The 21,533-nt window shown below is 43.0% G+C and carries 8 protein-coding genes and 1 pseudogene; all 9 read left to right on the top strand.

The features are described from left to right. A pseudogene (locus tag AC5GD6_RS05025) lies at window positions 1-245 on the top strand (hypothetical protein); the annotation flags it as partial. A 370-nt stretch (window positions 246-615) separates the two neighbouring features. Beyond that, window positions 616-6,111 carry a MiiA motif-containing surface protein gene (locus AC5GD6_RS05020; RefSeq protein ID WP_491846374.1) on the top strand — a complete coding sequence of 1,832 codons (5,496 nt, stop codon included), beginning with the start codon at window positions 616-618 and terminating at the stop codon, window positions 6,109-6,111. A gap of 137 nt (window positions 6,112-6,248) precedes the next feature. Further along, window positions 6,249-6,725, top strand: a complete 477-nt coding sequence (locus AC5GD6_RS05015) for a fluoride efflux transporter FluC (protein ID WP_010241995.1) — start codon at window positions 6,249-6,251, stop codon at window positions 6,723-6,725. After that, window positions 6,722-7,120, top strand: coding sequence for a fluoride efflux transporter FluC (locus AC5GD6_RS05010; RefSeq protein ID WP_491846373.1), 399 nt, complete (start codon window positions 6,722-6,724; stop codon window positions 7,118-7,120). The genes AC5GD6_RS05015 and AC5GD6_RS05010 overlap by 4 nt, the downstream gene beginning before the upstream one ends. A 487-nt stretch (window positions 7,121-7,607) precedes the next feature. Beyond that, entirely contained in the window at window positions 7,608-8,747 is a 1,140-nt protein-coding gene (locus AC5GD6_RS05005) for a PTS sugar transporter subunit IIC (protein ID WP_082734857.1), read from the top strand. 106 nt (window positions 8,748-8,853) lie between these two features. Beyond that, window positions 8,854-9,780 (top strand): 2-dehydropantoate 2-reductase, encoded by a 927-nt coding sequence (locus AC5GD6_RS05000; protein ID WP_420027770.1) that lies wholly within the window; start codon window positions 8,854-8,856, stop codon window positions 9,778-9,780. Window positions 9,781-10,088: 308 nt separating this feature from the next. Continuing rightward, window positions 10,089-10,400 carry a hypothetical protein gene (locus AC5GD6_RS04995; RefSeq protein WP_491846372.1) on the top strand — a complete coding sequence of 104 codons (312 nt, stop codon included), beginning with the start codon at window positions 10,089-10,091 and terminating at the stop codon, window positions 10,398-10,400. After that, a complete protein-coding gene (locus AC5GD6_RS04990) occupies window positions 10,363-16,890 on the top strand; it encodes a peptidase (protein WP_491846371.1) in 6,528 nt (2,175 codons plus the stop codon). The genes AC5GD6_RS04995 and AC5GD6_RS04990 overlap by 38 nt, the downstream gene beginning before the upstream one ends. A gap of 446 nt (window positions 16,891-17,336) precedes the next feature. Continuing rightward, on the top strand, window positions 17,337-21,281 hold the full coding sequence (locus AC5GD6_RS04985; protein WP_491846370.1) for an InlB B-repeat-containing protein: 3,945 nt from the start codon (window positions 17,337-17,339) through the stop codon (window positions 21,279-21,281). Window positions 21,282-21,533 lie beyond the last annotated feature (252 nt).

Here is a 21,533-nt window from a genome sequence, read left to right as displayed (position 1 = left end):
TCAAGAAAGACATTACCGTACGCATTGTAGTCACACGTCCACACAACGCCACTTATCCTGAAGTTCCGGCAGTCTATGATAATTATGATAAGCCCGCTTTACCAAAGGCAGGAACACCTCGCCATGCACGTCTTCCCCAAACATCAGATCCAACGCTTGCAGCACACGCAGCAGGACTTTTGGGTATGGGTGTAGGCATGATAACAGCTGTTGCACTTGCACGTAAGAAGGAACGCAAACAGTAAAGTTTGGTAAAATCGCGCCTGCGTTGAATAAACACAGGCGCGATTGTTTAGGGTTGTGCGTATGCGTATGCGCTGGTAAAACTATTGCTAGGCCATATGTGTTCAGTCTTATATTGCATTAGATTATGTATAAAATATGGAATATGTGTACAAAAAACATACGTATAAATGTGCACCCAACAATTTTGTATATACCATGGCTAACCTGCGGCTTAACAAAAATATACGTTTTTTTTTTCAATGTCTGAAAGAAGTTTTAAAATTTATTAAAAAGGTGTAAAATCTAGCTCAAATTACTGTACGTACCATACAACTTTCATTTATGGTAATGGAGTCCTTGTGCCCGGGCAAAAGTTGAAGGAGAACAGCAATGAGTAATTTGGCACCTAAACATAGCTCACAAAAAGTCAACCATAATCGTTTTTCAAATCATTCACGTTTAGCACTTTCTGCGCGCGCGTGTTCTGCCATTCTTGCAGGTACCATGCTGCTGGGTGGGGGTCTTACAGCTTCGCTTGCTTATGCTGATGGATATGTAGGAACTGACGGAAACATTTACTATGGTTATAAGTCCGATGCCAACTACAGTAAACAGCGTATTAAAATAGAAGTCCACTACTATAACAACCAACAAGACGCCGAGCAAGACACGCTTGCTAATCAAGATCCACTTGGTAAATTTGTGCATGTTAAATACATTGCAAACCTTAATTCCGACGATAACAGCTTTGATAATTGGGCATTTCGCCCCATGTGGTGGTACGGTGTACCAGCAGGTTTAACAAATGTACACAATATAAACTACAGCCGTTTTGAAAAATATACAGGCGATGGCAATCCTGTTCCTTCTCGTCCTGGCCTTCACCGCGAAGACGAAAATGTTACTAAACATTATGCCACTGCAAAAGATTGGCCATCTATTTCTAATTTTTATATTACAGACCCAAGCAAGCTTACGTCTATGAATGGCTTAAAAATGCTTTTGGGTATTGATGGTAATAAGAACAAAGGATACGATAAAACTGGTAATACTGCAGGTAATTGGGCAGATTATTACGACGCAACAAAAGGTATGCAAGGAATGTTTATCGACTGGGAATCTGCCGGTAAGCGTTTTTATCAAATGACCTACGTTGCAGAACTTACCGATCAAGCATGGAAACAGCGTGATGAGCACCCACTGCGCTTTGGTGCTGGTGTGTATCGTTTTGCAGGTAATTGGCACATTGCCACGGGTCAAACACATCGTGCTCCTAAAATTGCCGATAGCTTAAAAGTTAAATATCCAAGCCTGACCCCCGTTGCAAAATTAAACGCGCTTTCGCCCACTGAAAAGGATACGGTTAAGGCTGCTATTACCAAGGCAAATCAACAGACGCCTCATTTTATGGACTTGCTGGCAGATGATGGTATTAAGATTGGCGAAGAGGGAAGTGCAACACTTACCTTTAAAGATAAAACTACGCTTACTATGCCTGGTAATTTGCTGGTAGTTGAAGACAAAAAAGATAATGTTAAGTTTCCTCCTGTGTATCCGTCACCTATGGGTGTTGTAGATCCCAACGCTTTAAGTGACAACGATCAAAAAGCAATTATTGACAACTTCAAAAAAGCCAACGCTGATAACGACTTTAGTAAGCATGTTGACCTAGCTGGCGCAGATACATTCAAGTTTGATAACCAAACCAAACAGATGACTATCACGTATAAAGATGGGTCTACACTTGCAGTTCCTTATAGCTCTTTGGTATATCAAGGGCCAAAGATCTCAGACTGGGCGCCGTTTAATGTACCCGATCCTATTGAAGTTGAAAATCTTTCAAACCTTAGCCAACAAGAGCAAAAACAAGTTACCGATGCATTTGATAAGGTTAATGCCGATTTGGATATTTACACCGCCGCAAAAAAGAGTGGTGTAACTCCTGTTACGTTTGACGACGGCTTTAAGAATGCAATTATTACGTGGGCAGACGGCTCTAAAACAGAGGTACCTTCATGGCAATTTTTGAATCAAAAGCCTACCTCTACGCCAGTTCCGCAACCGCCCACGCCAACTCCTGCAGCCGAAAAAACGTTTATTGTTGACGTTCCACAAACACAAACTGTTGTGAAGTTTGATCCATTCAAGACAACGAGCGAAGAAATAAATGCGGGAGTTGCTAAAACACAGCTTGAGAATTTGAAAACTGTACTTGCCAAGTATGTGAAAGACTCTGCTACTAAACAAAACGTAGATGGCGTTACCGTTACATACAGTGTTGATAATAATGGAGTTGGTCAAGTTACGTTCAGTAAGCAGGGTTATACTCCTAAAACGTATCCCATGGGTATTTTCTTTAAGAATAGTCCTCAAAGTCCAGCTGCCAAGCCTACTACCGAAAGTAAAACGCACACTGATACTACCGATCAGCACAATACATTTACGTATAATGTTACAAAAACGGAGATTGAGGGTGATAAACCCACTCCTCTAGAAGCTGTTAAAGCATTAAAACAGTTTGTAAAAGATAACTATGATGGCGTCGAAGATTCTGATTTTCAAGGTATGGCAGATAGCATTGCTGTTAATACAAAGTGGATTCCAAAAACTGGTACTAATAATATGGGCGCTTATGGTGCTCAAGCCCCTAATGATGGCCCAATGAGTTCGTTTAGTATAGTAGGCAATGACTCTGGCATCCAGGTGATTGGCCACCCATGGACTGACAACGATGATAATGGTGACTGGGATTCCGCTATTGAAACGACGTTGTTTACCATCAAGCCAGATGAATTATATACCAAAAAAGGTGGCACACAGCACCAAGACAACACGCTTGCAGACCTTAAAAAACAAGCAAAAGATTTGCTTAAACAAAGACGTGATACCGACCATTTGACCAACAACGACCTCGCGCGCGCAGGTGTCAAGGACGCTGAGAACCTGAATGATGGTACGATAGACAACATGGATGAAAAGGCTCTTCGCGATCTTATCCGCAAGCTTATCGACGCCACAAAGGCGGAGTATAAGTACAATACAGATTTGTACGAGGTTGATAATCCAGATACTATTCCTGATGAGGATTTCCAAGCTGCAGTTAAGAAGTTCCTGCACGCTAATTACGACGATAGTAACGCAACCGAGAAGATTGATGGGCTTACCTTTGTCGATGTGAATGTTGCAACGTTGGCAAATAAGGGCTGGACTCCAAAGGCAGGTACTTCCTGCTTGGAGCTTCAGTCCGATTCTACAACGTACGGCATTACTACTGTAAGCATAAATAATGATGACAGCGCGAGCGCTGACTTTAAGAATGGTGACACTGTTCTGTTCACGGTATCTAAAGATAAGCTTTACAAGAAGAAGGTTCAGACGTCTGCTCCTACGCCAGACGCTTTGGCGCAGATGAGAGAGGACGCAAAGAAGCTTATTGATAAGAATCCGTATTTAACTCCTGATCAAAAGAAGGAATTTAAGAATAAGATTGATAATGCTCCTGATGAAAAAACTATCAAACAGATTCTTAAAGAAGCTAATGATAAGGGTAAAGAGAATAAAAACAATACAGGAGATCCTACTATTCAGCAAACCATTAACAATAACAAAAATGGTGGCGAAGACAAGCAGAAACACGAGCTTGAGGCAGCACAAAAAGCAGCTCAAGACGCCATTGATAAGCTCCCTCATTTGTCTGAAGAGGAAAAACGCGCATTTAAGAAAAACGTTGCGGACGCAACTACCATAGACGATGTAAATACCGCTCTTGAAAATGCAAAGAAGCAAAGTGAACTTAATGGTGCAAAAGAAGAAGCCAACACTGCTGCTCAACTCCTTGTGTTCCTCGATCACGGTACTGCAACAGGCGAGGACGCTGCGCTCAATAAAGTGCTTGGTTCTACGTCTACAAAAGACGCTGCTCTTAAAACACTTGAGGACAAGATTGCTGCTCAAGGTGCAACGGTACAAGACATTAAAGATGCACTTGCTGCAGCTCAGCGCGCAAACGGTATTAGCGAGCAACATGCAAAACAGACAACTATTGCAAAGCTGGATGCCCTTGCTCAAACTCTTGATGATGCGGTAAGCAAGCTATCCGATGCAGACAAAGAGGCTGTTAGGGCAAAGGTAGAGGCTGCTAAGAATGCTATAGCAGACGCAAAAACTAAGGTCCAACAAGCAAGCAAGCCTTCTGATTTGCTCCAAGCTCTAAATTCTGTTGACACCTCACTGAAAGACGCTCAACAAGAAGTAGCTACAAAGATTGATGCCGAGCATAAGGAAAACAAGAAGCAAAACGATCACGACGTTGATCCCGATACCTTTAAGAAGGAGAAAGAGAAAGCTAAGGGAGAAATTGATAAGATCCCAGACTTAACTCCTGAACAAAAGCAAGAGTATAAGCATCAAATTGATGACTCTACTCACAAAGGCGATCCCGAAGCTATTGTTAACCGCGCTCAAAAGCATAAAAAGATCGAAAACGCACTTGATAAGATAAATCACGAATTTAAGCATTTGAATAATGCTCAAAGAGATGCATTTAAGAAGATCATTGAAGATAGCGATGCGTACGATCATAAACATGCAGACGGCACAACTTCTGACGATATTGACGATGCACTTAAGAATGCGAGCGCTACCGATAAGGCTATGGAACGCTTAGAGAAGCTCAAAGTTGAAGCCGATAAGCTTCATGTAAGCGATACCTACAAAAATGGTGACGAAAATAAGAAGAAAGCCTTTGATGAGGCTGCAACTGCTGCTGGTACGCTGCTTGATAAGGTTAAAGGTGATGCAAAGGGCGCACCAGAAGTTACCAACTTGTATAATGACCTTCTCAAAAAAATGCAAGACCTTGATCCATCGGCTCATGGTGCAGGAATTGATACAGACGCATTACAGCACGAGATCGATAATGACGCTACCTTTAAGCCAAACGATCAAGTAGATCCTAAAGTACCTGGAAATACGGTATATAAGACGTCATCTAAAAATAAACGAGATGCGTTTGATAAGGCACTTGAAGATGCTAAAAAGGCATTAGAAGAGGCCAAACAAGCTATCGAAAACGCCAAAAAGCCAGGTGCTGCGGCACTTACCCCAGATCAAGAAACTGCACAACAGAAAAAGGTTGACGACGCACTTGATAAGCTTGTGAGCGCACGTGAAGCTCTTGATGGTGTTGATACCAATCCATTACAAGCTGAAGTAGATAATGATGGCGCATTAAAAGACGACATCTCATATAAGAATGCTTCGCAAGCTAAGAAAGACGCATTTGATAAAGCACTAAAAGATGCAAAAGATCTTATTTCTCAATTAGGTGATCTTGAAAACACAGGTAAACAATACGCAGGCAAGTCTCAAAAAGAGAAGCAAGCTCTTGTTGATAAGGCTCTTAAGACTCTTAAAGATGCCGCTGCCGCTCTCGACGGCGTAGACACCAAGCCTTTACAAGATGAGGTTAATGCGTCTGGTGATGTTAAACAAACTGATACATATACCAATGCGGATAAAGACAAGAAAGATGCGTATGACGCGGCTCTTGAGAAGGCACAAAACTTGCTTAAGGAGCTTGCTCAACCAGACACAGACACGCGCACTAAGGAGCAGAAGGAGCAGGCGCTTAAGACTGCGCTTGATGAATTAGTTGCAGCTAAGAGTGCTTTGAATGGTCAACCCACGCTTCCTGATAATGGTTCTGATGATGAGGGAACAGGTACAGACACAGGCGCAGATAGTAAATCTACACCTCAGACTTCTGATTCACTTGCCTTGGGTCAAGGTCTTGCCGCGCTCTTGAGTTCTGTTGGTATGGTAGGTGCAGGTTTTGCAAAACGCTCAAAACGCAAGGGAGCTAAGCACTTAAATCGTAAGCACTAAACAACGGTGTAACTTCTCTGTTTTAGCTTGTAATGCGTGTTCTCTACATGGTGGGGGACACGCATTGTTATATAGAGTGCACGACGTATTATAATCAAGAAGCACACATTTTATACAAACAGTTTTTAAGGGGCACTATGAAGCTGGCACAAACAACTACCCATACATTGGCAATTTTTGCAGGTGGATCTCTTGGAACTCTTGTGCGCTGTTGTGTTTGCTTAGCGGTTGGTTTAGGTTTTTCAAATCCGATAGTAATTTTGTTTATTAATATAATTGGCTCGTGGGTTTTAGGGTTTGTTCAAACTTTTTTGCCCGCCAAACACCCGCTTGCTCAAACCTTTTGGGGAACAGGGTTTTGCGGTGCATTTACCACGTATGCTACCTTTATTGGAATTGTTGCTGTAGGTGCACCGTCCGCCGTGTACGCCTTTGGCTATGCGCTTGTTTCATTGATAGCAGGTGTTATGTGTTCCATACACGGCAGATATATGGGAAAACGATTATCTGCTTGTGTGTTTTGTCGTTCGCTCGATAAAAGCTCACAGGATCCAAAAACGTGTGTGCACTCACAAATAAACTCGTCTGCTCAGAAAGACAGGTGTGTTAAATGACGCTCTATGCAGGAATAACATTACTTGTTGTAGCTCTTTGTGGAGGAGTAGGAGCGCTTGCGCGTGCACGGCTTATCAAATGCGTAGATGCAATTACAAAAAAGACCGCTTTAACCGAAGGTTTAGCTATGCTGGTGGTGAATATACTTGGTTGCGCGTTATCTGCGCTTGTTCTTATTTTTTCAGCTTGGCTTGGATTAGATTCACCATGGCGCATATGTGTGACAGCTGGGCTTTTAGGTGGTTTTACGTCGTTTTCTACACCTTGTGCAACAAGTGCACATCTTATAGAACAAAAACGCTATACACATGCGGTAAGATATGCGCTCATCATGGTAGTTCTATGCTTGTTAGCATACGTAAGCTGCGCATATCTATCTACTACGCTTGTTTAAGTAAACAAGTGACCTATCTGTCGATATGTGTATAAAATGTGAATTAAAGCAAGATGGGTATAAATATTAAAATTCCTGAACAAAGGATTGTATTCCCGTATATAAAGTATTCTGTAAATTCATGCATATCTGTATATGAGAATTCATTGAGTTCATATAATAAAAGGTTTTCTCATAATCTATGTACAACGATATAATCACTATCAAACATATAACACATACAATATACGATACCTATTGATACATCAGGTTTTCCAAACTTTTACATGAGTTTTTCTCAAAAAAATGTTTACAGTCTCAAAATTATGATTTTTTCCGACTTATACAGCGTTCATACACCCACGCGCCGCGATCAAAACCCGCCACGTCCTGCGAGCAAGCCCCATCACTTTTTCTACGGGGAAGCTATACTTAAACGCGATCAGTTCTCTCTAAGATGTAACTGGGATTTTGTGTATACACCAACGTAGAAAGGTCAACTATACCTATGGCTACTTCACAGAACACTTCTGGTGCACCTGCGCCTCAAGCAGCAAAAGCATCTACAGCTGCTACGCGTACGCCTGCGCCAGTGGCTTCAGAATCCTTTGGACAATTTGTACTCAAAATTTTGAATGGAACTACCATTGCAATTGTTGTAGCTCTTATTCCTAACGCAATTCTTGCAACCTTTATTAAACCTTTCCCCGACTGTGCACCACTCATGGAGTTTTACCACACCATTGTTGCCTTCCAATTTTTAACGCCAGTTATGGCAGGTTTTCTGATTGCCCATCAGTTTAAATTTAATCCTATTCAAATGGCTACGGTAGCTGGTGCTACCTTTATTGGTTCGGGCGCATGGAAATTTGTTCCAGCTGCAACCGTTGCCGATAAAACGGCTCCACTTTTCCAGCTGGCAGGTATCGGTGACATCATTAACGTGATGATCTGCGCTGCTCTTACCGTTGCTGTGGTGCGTGCTATTGGCAATAAGCTTGGCTCGCTTACCATTGTGCTATTGCCAATTATCGCTGGTGCAGGTATGGGATTTGTTGGTTGGAAAATATTGCCGTATGTATCACAGATTACGTTCTTCATCGGACAGATCATTAATACTTTTACTACATTACAACCTTGGTTGATGTGCATGTTAATTGCCGCTTCATTTTCTATTATCATTATCAGCCCCTTGTCTACCGTGGCAATTGGTATTGCTATTGGCTTAACGGGTATGGCTTCTGCTGCGGCAGGTATGGGCGTTGGCGCTTGTGCCGCAATGTTGGTGTGGGCATGTGCTCGTGTTAACAAAGCAGGTGTACCTATTGCTGTGGCGCTTGGTGCCATGAAAATGATGATGCCAAACTTTATGACCCGTCCTGTGATGGCAATTCCTGCGGCTCTTACTGCTGCAATCAGCGCACTTACCATTCCTTTATGGGAAATGGGCGGAACTCCTGCTTCGTCAGGTTTTGGTCTTGTTGGATTTGTAAGTCCTTTAGCAGCTTTAAGTGTTGGTAACGTTAATATTATTCAAATTCTTATTGCATGGGTAGTTATTCCGTTTGCTGTGGGATTTGTAGTTAATAAAGTCTTATGTGACGTGGTTCATCTGTACGATAAGGATCTCTTTAAATTTAAGGGCTAATTGTTATACATTCGCGCGCGTATGCAGTGGCGTTTCGCGCGCGATGTTTTTGCATGTTTTAACATATGGTATATAAAAAGGTAGTTTATTTACGAAAGGTGGAAATATGCGTATTTATATTGCAGGTTCAGGTGCTATGGGTTGTCGTTTTGGCTATCAGCTTCAACAAAGCGGTCAAGAAGTTATTCTGTTAGACAACTGGCAAGATCACATTGACGCCATTAAGCAAAACGGTCTTAAAATTGTAGGCGATAAACCCGACTGCGTTAAGATGACTATCATGCATCCAACCGAGGCACATGAAGCTGCTGATTTCATCATCTTATTTACCAAAGCTATGCAGCTTCCTCAGATGTTAGAGGACATTAAACAAATTATTGGTGAGCACACAAAAGTTTTGTGCTTGCTTAACGGTTTGGGTCACGAGGACACCATTCGCAAGTATATTAAAGAAGAAAACATTTTGATGGGCGTTACCGTATGGACTGCAGGTCTTAAAGGCCCAGGTGTTGCCATTTTACAAGGTAAGGGCTCTATTAACTTACAAAGCTTTGACACGTGCGGAAAAGAATCTTCGGCGCGTATTGTAGACGTTATGAATCAAGCTGGCTTAAACGTTATCTACGACGAGGACGTTCTGCCTTCTATTTGGCGTAAAGCATGTGTTAATGGAACCATGAATTCTACCTGCGCGCTTTGTGATTGCACCATCGGCGAATTCTTTGCAACCGAAGACGCACTGCATACCGTACGTGCTATTATTCACGAGTTCTGTGAAGTGGGAATTGCGTCGGGTATTAAACTTAACGAACCCGAAATCGTAGACTACGTAATGCACGTATCCGAAATAGCCGCACCTCACTATCCATCCATGCATCAAGATCTTGTACAAAATCATCGTTTAACCGAAATTGACTACATTAACGGTGCTGTTGCACGCCGTGGTAAAAAGCTTGGTATTCAAACACCTTATTGCCAGATGATTACCGATTTGATCCATGCAAAAGAGCACATTTTAGGCATTTCTAAGTAGTCTGAGTTTAAAGCGATGCATGCTCATGTACGCATGAGGCCGTTTTAGTCTACAAACCTTTATTATGCCTTGCTGACACGATTTTGTGTTGGCGAGGCATATTTCATATATTAATAGAGGACTGTCTATAATAAATTCTCTTCAAATGTTGTTGCTAAACTGCAGCGTATATGACCAAAAAACACTTGTATACTTAGCTATTTTTGGTAAAATTAAGACTAGTCTGTTGACGTTTCTCTATATTTAATATATAGGTTATAGATTCGTAATCGTTTGTGAAACTGTATCTCAAGCGAAAGGAAGTTTATATGGCTCGCAAACATAACGCTAAACACAGTAAAAAAACGATACTTGCGTCTGCTTCAGCGCATTCATTTTCAAAACTTTCTGTTGGTGCTGCAAGTGCCGTTGCAGTAGCGTCGCTTGCATTAAGTGCAGCGCCTGCACTTGCACAAACGGAAACTGCTCCTGCGGCCGCGCAACAAAATGCACTTACGCATGCAGGTAAAAAAGTTCAGACTCCTGTAAAAAATGATGAGGTTACTGCTACCTCGGTTAAGGCTGTTACAGACAACAAAGAAGTTGGTAAATCTGCTGAAAATAAACAGGTGGGGGGGTAATCCTAGTAAAGACTCTCTAAAAAAGACTAAGGAAGTTGCTGCAACAAACGGTACTGATCGCGCAGCTAACCCTGCACCTGCTCCACAAGTTAACAGTGAGATAACACTTTCAAAAGAAACAAAAGACACGCTTCCCAACATGTACGCATGGGGTTCGACTGATAATACGTATACAGAAAACGGTCAGAATACTTCCGTTAAAATTACACTTAAATCAGCTGATGGTATTGCTGTTACTAAGGTAGCTATTTTCCCGAACGATAATATTGACATTAATGGTAGGAACGCAAAGGATTTTGTTGAATACAAGACTGGTGATGATAAAGCGCATCAACCTTATTCGGGTGAATATGCTTTTGCTACAAACAATGACGGCTCTGCTACTCTTACTGTAAACAAGCTCTATAGAAACAACAATATGGCAGCGGCTGGCTATGCGGCAAACCGCTGCATCTATGTGTACGGCATGAAAGACGGACAGGAAGTTCTGCTGTACAAAACAAATATTGCCCGTGCAGCAACACTTATTCCACCTAAAAAGACTGGCTCCCTTGTTTTTAGATACGATCAAAAGCTTGAAGATAAAACCATTCGTGAAAAGCTTCAGCAAGCCCTTGATGCTCCTACTGCAGGCAAGGATGGTAAGTCGCTCCGCGATCAAATTAAAGACGCAAGCACCGCTAAAGGCGTTGGTGTGCGCGATGAAAATACAAAAAAGCTTGATGTTACGCCAGATACCGCTGAAAACAAGGTAATTATTAACGCTGAGCAAGCTTATGACGTTAATCAAGTAAATTCCATTAACACTGTAACCTCTGCGAGTGGCGCTGCAGTAACCACCTATAAAACTGGCGTGTATAACCTTAAGACCTACCTGGTCTCCGACCTTGGCTACAAGTCCGAGGCGATCGCTCTTACCATTGCGCGCTATGACACGCGTATTGATAAGCCAACTGTTGAAGATCCAACTAATGTTTCGCAAGATATAAAAACCGATATTATTAAAAAGCTTGCACGCCTGAATCACGTTGGCCAAGACAAAGTATCTATTAACGACAAGGGTGAAGTATCAATTAACTTCGATGGTGTTGATGAAAATGACGCTCCTAAGATTCCTTTGCGCGACCTTGTGTTGAAGAAGATTGAAGAAAAGGATATTTCTGTTCCTGCAGCCGACAAAGCAGTCTTTGTTGCTAACCCACTTGGGTACTCAAACGCTGAACTTGACCGCATTAAGACAGCTATTTTTGAAGCTAACAAAGAAAATAAAGAGCTTGGTCTTACCAGCAAAGATCAGATTACGCTTGAGTATCTTAAGGGCGATCTTACTGCAACTGGTGACTCTAATAAGGGAATCTCGAACGGTCAGGCGGAAAACAAGATTACCGTTAAGATTAAAACTGACAAGTCAGTTGCCGAGTTTACGTCTAATGTAAAAGAGAACAAGCTTACCAAGCTTCCAGACATCCGCAAGGATTACGACGTTTCGTGGACTAAAACCAAGATTGATGGTCGCGACACCGACGAGGGTATTTCTTGGAGTAATGATCAGAAAACCACTATCATCTACCGTTACGATCCAACTAAAGCAGAAGAGTTTGATACAACAAAGATTCTTGGTTTGCTGAAAGCTACGCCAAAAGACAAGCAAGCTGGTTTGCGTGACCTTACAGGCGGCGAGCAGCTTTCCTATGAAGGTACAGGGACTCATTCGCGCAAGTCGCACATGAACTATGCGTTGCAAAATGAAGAGCCAACGGGCGAGCTTGTGCTTGGCAATATGAGCGGCGCTTATTGGCAGGGAAATCAGAAAGTTTCTAATTCTGACGTAGACCTCGGTGATAATTTATCAGACGCCGGTTCGTATTCGTGGGATACAGAGGCTGGCTCTGTAAAGGTAGCCGGCAAGAAGGGCAAGATTTTCAAGGCACGTCTGTTTGTTGAGCCGTATGCAATGACGTACTATAAGCATGTTTATCTGGAGCAAGGCCGCAATCCAGGCAATACGGCAAAGGCGATTAACGTTATATTTGTGCCGCAGACGAATCATAAGAAGGATGACCTTTCTAAGTCGATTGACGAGCACAAGCTTGCTGACGATAAGAAGACTCCAACCGAGGCTAAGTACTACAACGCGTCTGCTGATAAGAAAGAGGCGTATGATAAGGCATTAAAGACTGCAAAGGACTTGCTTGACACGGTAAAGGACAAGCAAGAAAAAGACCTTACCGAAGAGCAGAAGGCGCAAATCGATAACGCTACGATTAACCTTAATAAGGCGCGCGCCGAGCTTGATGGTCCTGACACCAACAAGGACGGGCTGAAGGAGTCGATTGATGCTAATGGTAAGGCTGCAGAAGGTAGTACTGCCGCAACTGGTACGCAAGCAACGAACCAGTTCAAGAACGTAAGCGATCCTGACTTCAAGAAGGCCGACGGTTCTGATGACACTGAAAGAAATGAGGCAGCTAAAAAAGCCAAGGCAGATTACGACAAGGCTCTTGATGAAGCCAATAAGGTAAAGGACGACAAGAACGCCACGCAAAAGGCTGTCGACGATGCGAAGGCTAAGCTTGATGCTGCACGCAACAAGCTTAACGACTTCACCACCAACAAGGATGAGTTGAATAATGCCATCGCTCAGCATGGTAAGGTAAACACGGGTGATGCTGATAAGCAAGGCGAAGATAAGCTTAAGACTGCCGATCCAACCTACCAAAACTCGAGCAAGGAAGAGCGCGACGCATACGACAAGGCTGTTGCTGAAGCCCAAAAAGTAGTTGCTGACCCCAACGCTTCCCAGAAGGAAGTCAACGAGGCTATCAAGAAGCTTAAGGACGCTAAGGATGCGCTCGACAAGAACGCAACCGACAAGGCTCCCCTTGACGCTGCCGTTCAAAAAAGCTTCGATAATCCGAAGCCAGATGATGAGTCTAAGCAAAGCGTGTTCTACAAGAATGCGAAGGCTAAGGCTGATAATGATAATGATGGAGCTGCAAGAGACGCAATTAACAATTACGATCAGGCACTAGCAAAGGCTAAGCAGGTTCTTGCAGACGACAAGGCTACTAAGAAAGACGTTGAGGACGCTAAGAAGGCGCTTGAAGATGCTGAAAAGGCACTTCATGCCGATACTTATGCCACCGACAACAAGAGCCTCGGCGAAGCACTTGCCGACAACTTTAGTGGTTATTTGATGCCTGCGTATTTCAACGCGTTTGATAAAGCGCAAGCAGGCGACGAGCAGGCCAAGAAAGACTTCAAAGCCTATAACGACGCGTACCATGCTGCCAAAGACTTGATGGCTAAGACCAAGCAGCAGGGGAGTACTGTCACACAAGACAAGGTTGACAAGGTTAAGGCGCAACTTCTCGAAGCCCGTAAGGTCATCGATAAGTATGCAACCGACACCAGTAAGATTTCAGCGGCGTTGCTTCACAGCTTGGCTATTACTAATAGCCCGGCATATAAAAATGCGTCTGCAAATACTGATCCAAATTCTGACGAAGCTAAGGCAAAGAAAGCGTACGATGATGCGCTTAAGGAGTTGCAAAAAGCCTTCAATGACCAAATGGATAAGGATAAGGGTGACGACGGTAACGAAATCCCAGAGTCCGTTATTCCAGATAAAGATATTGACATGACCAACAAAGATGCGCTTAAGAAGTTGCAAGCGCACGCTAAGGGTCAGCCTTTAAATAGGGATGTAACAAAGCTCCTCGCAAAGCTTAATGATGCCGTTAAAGGCTTGGATACGTTTAAGACTAAGACCGACGAGCTGATTAAGTCGATTAACGAGGACGACAATACCAAGCAGACCCCTGCGTATAAGAATACGGAAAATCCTGACTATAAGGGCGAAGATGGTACGACTGCTGATACTGATAAGAACGGTAAAGCATCTGCCGCAAGGACTGCTTACGACGACGCTTTGAAGGCTGCTAAGGAATTGCTCAAGAAGCCTGATGCAACGCAAAAGGAAATCAACGACGCCAAGGCCGCCCTCGACAATGCTCGCAAAGCTCTCGACGCCTACAACACCGACACCACTAAGCTCAAGGATAGTGTTGATAAGCACGGCTCTACAGATGGTCCTGCGCCTACAGAGGGCACGCAAACTTCTGATGCGTATCGTAATGCGTCTGATCCTCACTTCTTAACTGCTGATGGCAAGCCGGATGAACAGAAGAACAAACAGGCCGCTGAAGATAAGAAGGCGTATGATGAAGCTTTGACAAAAGCTCAGGAGCTTTTGAAGAAGCATGATGATAAAGATACGCCACTAGACGCCCAGCCAACTCAGAAAGAAATCGACGACGCACTGAAGACTCTCGATGAAGCTCGCAAGAAGCTTGAGGATAACTATAAGACTGTTACTACTGATCTTGAGACAGAAATTAATAAGTCTACTCCAGAGGGTGCTCCTGCTGTTACTGAAAACGACTTTGAGAATACGCCAGAGTTCAAGAACGCTAAAGCTAAGACAAGCGATGGTAATGAAAATGCAGACGTTACTGCTTATAAAGAAGCTCTCAAGAAGGCTCGCGAACTTGTAAAGGCTGCTAATCCTACAGATCCAGCTGCAGTGAACAGTTCGCATCCAACGCAGCAACAAATTAACGATGCGCTTGATGCTCTGAAAGCGGCTAAGAAACAGATTGAAGACAACTACAAGACCAATCTTGAGCCGTTGACTTCTGCTAAAGACTTTGCAGGTGGCGACTTCAAGAAGACGCCTGAGTATCAAAATGCTGTTGCTAAGAAGGCTGCTGGTGACCAAGGTGCTACAAATGACTTGGGTAAAGACGGTGAGCAAACTGGCTTCGATAATGTTCTGAAGAAAGTTACCGAAAAGCTTAATGACGAAGATTGGAAGAAAAAAGCAACCCAAAAAGATGTAAGCGCGCTGCTTAAACAGCTGAAAGACGCTCAAGACAATATTGCTAAGAAATATAAGACTGATGCAATTAAGCTTGAACGTGAAGTCGGTGATAAGGATCAAGACGGCAAGCCTGTAACTCCTCCGTTTGAGGCGTCTGTTCCATACAAGAACGCACTCGCAAAGTCGAATGATGGCGATAATGATGCGACTGCAAAGCTGAACGCTTACAACGAGAAGCTTAAGGCTGCACAGGACCTCATCAACAAGGTTAAGAACCCCGATCCAAATGCTGCTCCAGCAGATCGTCCAACACAACAGCAGGTAGACCAGGCTCTGACTGATTTGCAAAATGCTAAAAAGGCAATTGACGAAAACTTTAAGACTAAAGTTGATAAGCTCCAAAATGAAGTTGATGATAAAAACGAGGATGGCTCTGCGCGTACTCCAAAGTTTGAAGAATCAACTGAATTTGCAAATCTTCAAGGCAAGACTAAGGATGGCAAGAAGCCTGATGACCTGGTAGCGTATGAGCAAGCTTTGGCTAAGGCTAAGGAACTCATCGACAAGAACGATGGTAAGGTCACGAAGGATGGCCAGGAAGTTGACGTTCCAAAGGATCAGCTCCCAACTCAAGTCCAAGTTGACGAGGCTCAAAAGGCTCTTAAGGAAATCAAAGACAAGATTCTTGCTAACTACAAGACCAATCCGCACGACTTGCAAGAAGAAGTCGACATGTCTAAGGACGGCGACGACGACCAGCGCGATACCACGTTTGAGAATACGCCCGAGTTCAAGAACGCCGATTCTAAGAAGGGTGAAAACGGCAAAGACAATGACGATATGGCGGCCTACAAGACAGCTCTTGACGCTGCTAAGAAGCTCCTTGATAAGTTTGATCGTACTACTGGTAAGCCAAAGACTGATCTCCCAGCAGGCGAGAAGGCTCCAACTCAAAAGCAGCTTGACGATGCCCTAGATGCATTGCAAGCCGCTAAGAAGAAGATTACTGACGGATATAAGACTGATCCTTCTAAGCTGAAGTCTGAAGCAGATGCTGATGGCGACTTCACTAAGACTCCTGAGTATCAAAATGCTCAAGCCAAGGGTGACGACGCTTCTAAGCAAGCTCTTGAAGACTACAAGAAAGCTCTTGAGGACGCTAACAAGGTTCTTGGTGACAAGAATGCAACCCAAGCGCAGGTAGACGAGGCACTCCAAAAGCTCCAAGCTGCTAAGCAAAAGCTTACGGATGCTTATAAGACAGATACAAGTGGACTTGTTGCAGATGTAAATGGTGCTGTGGGTGTAAATGATAGTGATTATCGTAATGCTTCGCGTGAAGCACGCGAGGCCTATGATAGAGCCCTGGCAGCAGCACAAGCAGTTCTTAACAATCCGCGTGCAACGCAAGCAGAAGTTGACGCAGCACGACTAGCTCTTAAGAATGCAGCTGATGCGTTGATTAAGTCTGCACATCGAGCAAGAGGTGCTAAGCACCTTGCGCAAACCTCGGATCCAACGCAAGGTTTTGCAGTAATGGGTATGATTACCTCGGCATTTGGCTTGATATTTGCAGGAGCAAAGCGTAAACACCAACGCAGGCAATAGCAGCACGCCTATGAGTTGCTGGTGGATGTCTGGTTGCGGTGTATACGTTGCATAGATAAGTATCCACGCGCTTAAACAGCTGTAAGATTGGTACCAACTAATCGCCTTGTTCCTTATGATACATGGGGAATGAGGCGATTTTTTATGTGTGTACCTTGCGGTTTGCGCAGACATCATCTCATCTAACACACACGTACATCAGCGTTTGTGTCAACTTGTTGATATATGTGCGTTATACCAGTGAGTACTTATGGTAATGCCTGCGTTAAAGTTGTATCCTTAATACGTTTCGTTTTACATATATGTCTACGATTTGTAGTAGAAACACGCAACGCATTCAGTTACAATACAATTTATAAGCTTGTATTCAGTTGACAAGAAAAATGTTTGTATGCATACCAGTGCTTAATTTTTTATAAAAAAGATTACAACCTCTAGGAGATACCATGAGTAAACACGCCTCACACGCCTCATCTACAAAGTACTCTTTTTCTCGTGCGTTACCGCGCGTTGTTCTGTCAACCGTGCTCATTGGTTCTTCGGTACCTAAATTTTCTTCTGCAGATGGTTTAGATAAAACCACCGCTTATGCTCAAGGACAAAGTGTGAGCGGGGGGGGGTATCAGCGTTTAGCCAATAAAGACGCGCAGGCACACATTGATATTTGGGTAGATGGCACTGCAGGTGATGACAGCTCTGCAGGAGATGAACAGCACCCCTTGCGCACCCTTGATGAGGCAATAAAAAAGGCAGGCGCAACGGCTACACAACATAAGACCATTGGAATTAAGGGTACTTATGCTCTCACTCAAAAAGTTCCGATTCCAGAAGGCGTAACACTGTTTGTTGCCGCAAGCGGAGCAACTATACAAGGTACGGGCAATGCCATTGACGGACTTATTCTTCAAAAGGGAGCCACACTCACAGGTGCAGGAACACTTACTATGACGGGCTTTAAAACAGCTCTTACCGCTCAAGAAGGTTCGCTTATTACTGATGGTACCTATGTATTTAAAAACAATGGTCAAGAAGATGGCTGTGGCATTTCTTTGCAAGGAAAAGTTCACGGAAGTACGGGTAAGGATAAACTTACCATTACAGCTAATGATTTCTACAATACCAATTTTTATACAGACAGTGTTGTATTTGAAAATTGTACCGTAAGTGTAACATCGCAAACACGCACCTGGTTTGACGCGTGCAATCTTACGCTTAAGAATGCCTGCCTAAGTGTTGCTGGTTTTGGCATGTCATACTATGTGAATAACCTTACCATGGAAAACTCTGAATTTACCATTAATAAACGCGGATGGCGTCATGGAACTGGCTTAACAATTCAAGGCAGCTCAACCATTAAAGACTCTACTATTACGGCAAATGCAGGTTCTACTGCAGGTATTTCGGTGGGTGCTCAAGACAAAGAAATTAACGTAACAAATTCTACGCTTGTATTTAATAATGGTGGTGCGGGCGGTCTTAATGTGAATACAGGTAAGGTGGTGCTTACCGATTCAACTATTAAAGGTAATGGTAAGAATAGCGGCGCATTATTTGGCGCACAAGAGAATGGCTCTATAGAATTCTTAGGCAATTGTTTAGTAGAAACACCTGCTGCAACTAATGCTGATACTGGTGTAGGCGTACAAAATCATTATATCGTTAAAGGTGGCTCCTACGCCCTTACGTATGCGCCAAACTACCATTCAGATTTGGGAAGTACGGTTCCTGTCAATGGAGCGGAAAATGGTAACGAACAGCTTTCGTTATTTACGCTTGCAGATAGCAGTGTGCGTGTGCTTAATCCACTTAACAAACTAGGCAATACGTATGAATATAACGTAGAAAAAGCGTCCGCAGACAAAAACAAACATGTATGGGTACCTGCTGCAACAGTCACTTTTTCACTTAACGAACCATCTATTAAAGAACCTGTAAGCGCTCAATTTGCGGATGGTACAACAAATGAGGTAAAAGCCTTTGCCATGCGTGGATATTCACTAAGCGCAGCTCAAAGTGTAGCAGGAGGTAGTGTATCTGTTCCGAGTGCTCCTATGGCTGCTGGTTATAAATTTTTAGGCTGGTTTTATAAGGATGCCAATGGCACAGAACAAACATTTAACGCTTCCACAGTGGTTACCACCGATACGGCTGTATATGCAAAATGGGAAAAAGATCCCACATCGTATGCAGTTGTATATCATAATGCAGATACTCAAAACGCAGCCAGTTACATGGCATCAGACAATAATCCGCAGCGTACACAAAAGGTTTGCTCAATAGAAGAGGTTATGAAGAGCGTACCTAAGTTTGTTCCCTATGGAAAAACATTTGTTGGGTGGTCAACAGACCCTCAAGACGCTACAAAAATTGTTGAAGTTGGAAGCATGCTGTCTATACCTCAAGATGTTCAAACTCGTGATCTTTATGCGGTATGGAAAGACAAAACTGTATCGGTTAAATTCTCTGCAAATGGTGGTGTTTTTGACGCGCAAAGTATTTTTAAGACGCATCCCGATGTATTTGACATCACTAAAGACTCAACAGGTGGAGAGGTAGCTGTTGTAAAGAAATCGGCTAAAATATCTGAAAAGCTTACGCTTAACGCTTTGCTTAAATCATGCGGAGATGGAAGTGTTTCGGCAGCAAGCGATGGATTAAATACTCCAGCAAGTTCAGATTCTGCTGCATATAAGACTCTTGCAGCTAAACCTTATCATGTATTGGACAATCAAAAAGAAGAAAAATCTGTCTTTGGATTTGTGTATAGCACGCTCTATAAATATTGGTTTAGCGATGTAGAAGGCAATGCCGCAACCGCAATATCGGGCGACACCATGCTTGATAATGATTATACCTATTATCTTAAGTGGAAACTTGCGCCCAATGTTGAGCAAATACATGCCGATACCTCTATTCCAGCAGATATACTTGTGGGAACGGATACGGCACACAACAGTCCTTATAAGGTAATTCCTGGTCAAACGGTTGATTTTACAGGTGCTATTTCTTCTGCGGTTGTTAAAGATCAAATGAAAAACATTGAGGCTAAATTTAGTGCAACTAAACAAAGCGATTATAAAAATATTGCACTTTCAGACATTAAATCGAGTTTTGTAGCAACGTTTAAAGTTCCTCAAGGGCTTTCACTTCCTGATAACCTCAAACCAAGTGATATAAGTACCGAAGGATTTTCGGATACCTTTAGTGTTTCGCATGTGGAAGTAAAAGACAACACGGTAATGGTAACCTTGCAGCTTAAAGACGGAATAAAGAACTATGAGGAGCTTCAAACTGCGGTTCAGAAAAATCTTAATGATACGATGAAGCTAACCATTCATGGGGTTAAAGTGCATAAAGACTTCACGGGTAAAGCGCAAGTATCGGGTAGCGTTCAAGGATCGTTTTCTGCCGTTGCTACCAAAGATACAAATGGGTCTAAAACTATTAAGCTTTTTTCATTTACCTGGAAAGGACTGCAAACCGAAGAGGGTAGAGATTCAAGCGCCACAAGTGTTGATGATGGAATCTTGTTTTCGGTAGTAGCACAACAGCCGATTTCCACTAAGTTATATGGAGATCTGTTACTTGCAGATGATACCGAACACGCGGTTGTTCCTATTGTAGCACCAGATACACCCTTTACGGTAACAGGTGCTTTATGCGCAACACAGATTAAAGACCAAATGAATGCTATAGAGGCTGTATATCCAAATCTTAATCACAAAGATATTGCACTTGATATACAAAACTTTGAGTTTACCGCAACGTTTACCGTTCCCGAAGGCATGCACTTACCAACAACGGTAACTAAAGATACTGTTCGCGCGGTTGATTTTGGTGATGGTTTTGTTGTTAAAGACGTGGTAGTTTCGGGCAATACTCTTACGGTAACGTTTGCGTTGAAAGACGAGGCTTCTCTTAAAACGTATGATGACCTTGAAAAAATAGTTGATGCTGCTGGCGGAAAAAGTGGTTGGATGAAACTTGTGGTTTCGGGCGTAAGCGTTGATTCAAATGTGGCAGACGCCACTCAGCTTACCATGAAAGGAACGGTACAGGGTACATTTGCTGCAGCAGCAACTTCTAAAAGTGGTGTACGTAAGGTATTTTCATTTGTATGGGATGCTACTCAGTGGCCTGATGGTAAGGATAAACTGGCTACCGATGATGATACGATTCAGTTAAGCGTGCTCGTCAAAAAGCCTCAAACAGAGCCTAATAACACACCTAACACTCATGCCCCTTCTGTGCACAAGCCACACGATGATTCGTATACTCCGCAAACATCAGATCCACTTGCAGGATTAACTGCATTATTGCCTCAAGGTATTGTGTCGGGCATTATGTTGGCAACAGGAGCTCTGCTTCGCAAAAGACGTCATAATAAATAACGATTTCTATTCGTTATAGCATATCTCAACATTGCATATAGCTGCATATTTGGCTGTATGCAATGTTTTTGTAGACACACTTCTATTCTTAATGAAACTAACCGCGCTTATTTGCGTATGTACAAAAAACCTCCTGCAAAGTTTGATATGTACCCAGAATACTGGACACATATTTATGAACTAGGCTGGACACATGGATGCTATTCTGTACTTTACAGGTGGCATCCATTTTGTTTTTGCCTGAATTCTTTT

The organism is Fannyhessea sp., from assembly GCF_986145555.1.
This window is presented reverse-complemented; position numbering and strand designations above follow the sequence as displayed.